Raw genomic sequence first — 4,727 nt, forward strand, 5'->3', positions numbered from 1 at the left:
GCTGGGGTAACAAGCCGGCGAGCGCTGGTGCACGTGACTCGCGTGACGGTGGTTCGCGTGACGGCTATCGCAGCGGCGGTGGATCGCGTGATGGCGGTTCGGGCTTCGGCGGCGGTTCGCGCGATGGTTATGCAGCACGTCGCAATGACGGCCCGCGCGCTCCGCGTCGTGGCAGCTAAATGTAGCTAGAGCGTGGCGTGCGCCTTGCATGCCTTGTTCGATTAAAAAAACCGATGCCCTCGTGCATCGGTTTTTTTTCGCCTATGGTCGACGTTTCACGATGTGGAAAGAGGTTGCGGGCGGCGAAATTGTTGGTGCACGGCACAAATTTCGGAATCTCAGGATGAAAGAGGTCATTTCTCGACGTGAAATTTCTGCTCCAAATCTATGATTTTAAACGATTATTTTTTGAGCTAAATCCCCGTATAAAGGCTGGATCGGATGTCTTCATCTCACTAGACTCTTATATAAGAGTTGAGCAACAGGAAGCAGCACCGCCCTGCTTGTTCGGCCAGATGACCATCCGGTTAATTATCAGCAATCAAAGGAGAAACGCCATGTCGCGTCAACAACAAGCTCAGGAACTCCAGAAGCAATGGGATACGGACCCGCGTTGGAAAGGCATCACGCGCAGCTACTCGGCCGATGACGTCGTGCGCCTGCGCGGCTCGGTGCCGGTGGAACATACGCTGGCGAAACGCGGAGCGGAAAAACTGTGGGCATCGATCCATGAAGAGCCGTTCGTCAACGCACTCGGCGCGCTGACCGGCAACCAGGCCATGCAGCAAGTGAAAGCGGGCCTGAAGGCAATCTACTTGTCCGGTTGGCAAGTGGCAGGCGACGCAAACGTCGCGGGCGAAATGTATCCGGACCAGTCGCTGTATCCGGCAAACTCGGTGCCGCTCGTCGTCAAGCGCATCAACAACACGCTGACGCGCGCCGATCAGATTCAGTGGTCGGAAGGCAAGAACCCCGGCGACGAGGGTTATCTCGACTTCTTCCAGCCGATCGTAGCCGATGCCGAAGCCGGTTTCGGCGGCGTGCTGAATGCGTTCGAACTGATGAAGGCAATGATCGAAGCCGGCGCGGCCGGCGTGCATTTCGAGGACCAGTTGGCATCGGTGAAAAAATGCGGACACATGGGCGGCAAGGTGCTGGTGCCGACGCGTGAGAACGTCGCCAAGCTCACGGCCGCGCGACTGGCCGCCGACGTGTCAGGCACGCGCACGATCCTGCTTGCACGGACGGATGCCGAAGCCGCTGACCTGGTCACATCGGATGTGGATGAAAACGACAAGCCTTTCCTCACCGGTGAACGCACTATCGAAGGATTTTTCCGCACGAAGCCGGGCCTGGAACAAGCGGTATCGCGTGGTCTTGCATACGCACCGTACGCCGACATGATCTGGTGCGAAACCGGCAAGCCGGATCTGGCGTATGCGAAGAAATTTGCCGAAGCGATTCATCGCGAATTTCCGGGCAAGCTGCTTTCATACAACTGCTCGCCGTCGTTCAACTGGAAGAAGAATCTGGACGATGCAACCATCGCGAAGTTCCAGAAGGAACTCGGCGCGATGGGCTACAAGTTCCAGTTCATCACGCTCGCCGGCTTCCACGCGTTGAATTATTCGATGTTCAATCTCGCTCACGGCTATGCGCGCAACCAGATGAGCGCGTTCGTCGAAATGCAGGAAGCGGAGTTCGCCGCGGCTGAAAAGGGATTCACGGCTGTGAAGCATCAGCGTGAAGTGGGCACGGGATATTTCGATGCCGTCACGCAAGCGGTTGAAAAAGAAGCCTCGACGACGGCGTTGCACGGTTCTACCGAAGACGAACAGTTCTTCGAGGAAAAAGTGGCTTAAGAAGCTGCGACGGGTTTGAGGCTTGACGTTTAAGGCTTGCGAAGGGCATACGGTCAAAAACCGTATGCCCTTTTCTACGTGGCTGACACCACTGCTGTTCAGCCCGCCAGCCAGGCCTGCCCTTCCGCCTTCATTCTCTTCTCGAGGTCGCTACCTTTGGTGGCGAAGGTCTTTTGTACAGGAAAGCCGCTTTTCTCGAGCAGATAAGCGAGCGGTGCGTATTCGCGCGGGTGCTTTTCAACGGCCGCTGCGTCAATCTCGACGATACCGCGCGGGAACGTGAACGACCCCATGTCGTAAATGCTCTGGCGCCTCACGATCTTCCAGACGCCATTGCGCTTTTCGACCCGATCGTAGAAGCGGTTGTGCGAACTGCAGCCCAAGCCAAGGCGAACATTCTCGCCGACGATCATCGCGTTGGTCTCGACGATGGCCTTGTTGCCGTTGAACTCGACCACCGGCCCCGCGATGAAATGCTTGGTGCGCAGATCGGAGGCGCCCATTTTCATTGATCCATCGACGAAATCGCTGAAGCGGCCGTCGAACCAGGTGATCTCGATAGTGCCGTCAGGATGAAACAGTTCGCGCAACTCGTCCCATTGCGCGAGATCGCGGTGAATCCATCCGGTCATCAAATCCGCAATGCTGAGCCGGTCTTCCAGGTACGTTTGCACAGTCAATCTCCTTCTAACGCGAGGGGGCAGCGGATTCTCGATCGCTGCAAAGTGAACGTAGTGTCACGCATTGGAGCCGTATCGTTAAGTAGATTGATATGATCGATTAATCAATTTTCCTGATGAGTTATCGATCGTGGACCTGCGTCATCTCCGTTATTTCGTTGCCGTTGCAGAAGAGAAGCACTTTGGTCGCGCGGCACGACGTCTGCACATCGTGCAGCCTGCGCTGAGCATGCAAATACGCTCGCTCGAAGAAGAAATTGGCGGCGCACTTTTTGTACGCACGAGCCGGAACGTCGAACTCACGCAGGCGGGATCCCTTCTTCTGGTGGAAGCGCGGCGCACGCTTGCGCAAGCCGAGCGCACGAAGGACATTGTGCAGCGATCGCTGCGGGGCGAGACCGGCACGATCAGGGTCGGCTTTGCGGGCAACGCCGTTGTGACCGGCAAGCTGACAGACAACTTGCGCGCGTTTCGCCAACGCTACCCCGATGCGGAATTGCAGCCGGTCGAGATGTCGCCGCATTTGCAGAGCGAGGCCATCCTTACGGGCCAACTCGATGTCGGATACAGCCCGAGTCTGGGGTCGGCGCCAGACCCGCGACTCATCGTGGAAAAGATCGGAGCGTGGCCGTTGCTGATCGCCATGGCAGAGGATCATCCGCTGGCGAAAAAGAAACGCGTGTCGGTGAAATCGTTGGTCAGCGAAACGCTCATTCTTTACGGTCTCAATGAAGGCGAAAAGAGCGTGGCGATGCTGAGCGCGCAAATGGGTACGCAGTCCAAGGCGGTGCATCGGGTGTCGAGCACGTTGACGGTGCTCGCGCTCGCAGGGGCAGGGTTCGGCGTTGCCATTGTCCCCGCGCCGGTTGCTCGCGTCGCGATTCCAAACCTGACTTACCGGCCGATCATAGAAACGGAGATGTCGGCGGATCTGATGCTGTTAAGTCGTGCCAACGAAACCAGTGGAGCCGTCCTCGCCTTCCTCGCGCTTGCACGTGAAAACAGATAGACGCTGCCCGGCTGCGTTATCGATACACGATCACCGGGATCTTCGTATGCGTCAGGACGCGCTGCGTTTCGCTGCCGATCAGCAAGCTTCCCAGCCCGCGTCGTCCGTGCGACGCCATGAAGATCACATCGCAGCCATCACGCTCGGCGATATCGATTATTCCGATGTAGGGCGCCGACTCGACGCTCGTCACGGCGTCGCAGGACACGCCCGCGGTAGCCGCAGCCGCTTCAACGGCGGCGAGATGCTCGCGCGCCTCCCTTTCCGATCGCTCATGGAAGTCGCTGGGCGGTTCGACCGCGACATCGGCGAACGGGGAATACGGATAGAGCGGCAAGCAGGCGTAGGCCGTGATCCGCGCGCCCACCGATTGCGCCAGGTCGATCGCGCCGTCGATGGCCTTCTGCGACAGGATCGACCCGTCCGTCGGAACGAGAATGTGCTTGAACATGGCTGGCTCCCCGCCGCTCCGTGTGGTCTTCCATTGTAGTAACGGAATCGGAGAACGCCCAAGCCAACCCTGAGTTATCGCGCTCGCCTGTGCTTCACCCAGTCGCCATGATCGATATGCGGCAGCCCCTGCACGGCCGCGTCGCTCACCGGATAAACCAGACATTCGATCGTTTCGGCAGGTCCATCGAGCCCCACCGTCACGTGCATATGCTCACTACGAAAGAGTCCGCTGATACCCGGCACGACTTCCTCGATTTCATCGAGTACGGGAACCAGCGTATCTTCTATCCGATAAACATCGCCATGAACCGATGAGGCGTCGGCATCAAGAACCACGCCTGGATATGCGCCGAAATCATAAAGCCGGCCACGGATACGGCCCGAACCGACGAGCACCGGGTCCGCGACGCCATTGCGCTCGGCCGCGCGGTGAATGTCATTGCTCTCCCCGGCCCGCAGCGTGCCGTAGACGAATACGTGTTGCATGCGCTTGATTCCTTGAATTATCGATTGCAGACAAGCCAGCGCATTATGCCAAGAGCAGAAACAGCACTGCATTGACTATCATGATGAAATTCGTCGAGAGACCGCATGCTTATAAACGCCCGCCAGCAGACAGAAAGCCCGACCGCCGAGGAAGTCGAGCACCTCGACATTCCGGCCGAATCGTCGCCTACGCCCGCACACCCCATCCGCGTGCGTTCGCGGCCTGTGCCGGCGGGA

At 58.4% G+C, this 4,727-nt stretch carries 5 protein-coding genes; 2 read left to right on the plus strand and 3 right to left on the minus strand.

All coding sequences use genetic code 11. The features are described 5' to 3' along the window. The first annotated feature begins 557 nt into the window (after positions 1–557). The gene (gene aceA, locus ACRXB1_RS30930; RefSeq protein ID WP_075360406.1) at positions 558–1,862 is read left to right on the plus strand and encodes an isocitrate lyase; all 1,305 of its coding nucleotides are present in this window, start codon (positions 558–560) and stop codon (positions 1,860–1,862) included. A 98-nt stretch (positions 1,863–1,960) separates the two neighbouring features. Here the strand turns inward: aceA and ACRXB1_RS30935 are convergent, their stop codons facing one another. Beyond that, the gene (locus ACRXB1_RS30935) at positions 1,961–2,536 is read right to left on the minus strand and encodes a nuclear transport factor 2 family protein (RefSeq protein ID WP_449494209.1); all 576 of its coding nucleotides are present in this window, start codon (positions 2,534–2,536) and stop codon (positions 1,961–1,963) included. A gap of 136 nt (positions 2,537–2,672) precedes the next feature. Here ACRXB1_RS30935 and ACRXB1_RS30940 point away from each other — a divergent pair, with 136 nt between their 5' ends. Beyond that, positions 2,673–3,551 (plus strand): LysR substrate-binding domain-containing protein, encoded by an 879-nt coding sequence (locus ACRXB1_RS30940; protein WP_449494210.1) that lies wholly within the window; start codon positions 2,673–2,675, stop codon positions 3,549–3,551. A 16-nt stretch (positions 3,552–3,567) separates the two neighbouring features. Here ACRXB1_RS30940 and ACRXB1_RS30945 read toward each other — a convergent pair whose 3' ends face one another. Both ACRXB1_RS30945 and ACRXB1_RS30950 read right to left on the minus strand, forming a co-directional pair. Then, positions 3,568–4,002 (minus strand): universal stress protein, encoded by a 435-nt coding sequence (locus tag ACRXB1_RS30945; RefSeq protein ID WP_075360409.1) that lies wholly within the window; start codon positions 4,000–4,002, stop codon positions 3,568–3,570. Between the two features lie 74 nt (positions 4,003–4,076). Beyond that, positions 4,077–4,490: a gamma-glutamylcyclotransferase family protein gene (locus ACRXB1_RS30950; RefSeq protein ID WP_449494211.1), complete on the minus strand. Its 414-nt coding sequence runs from the start codon at positions 4,488–4,490 to the stop codon at positions 4,077–4,079. Between the last annotated feature and the right edge of the window lie 237 nt (positions 4,491–4,727).

It is taken from the genome of Caballeronia sp. M23-90 (genome assembly GCF_053574605.1).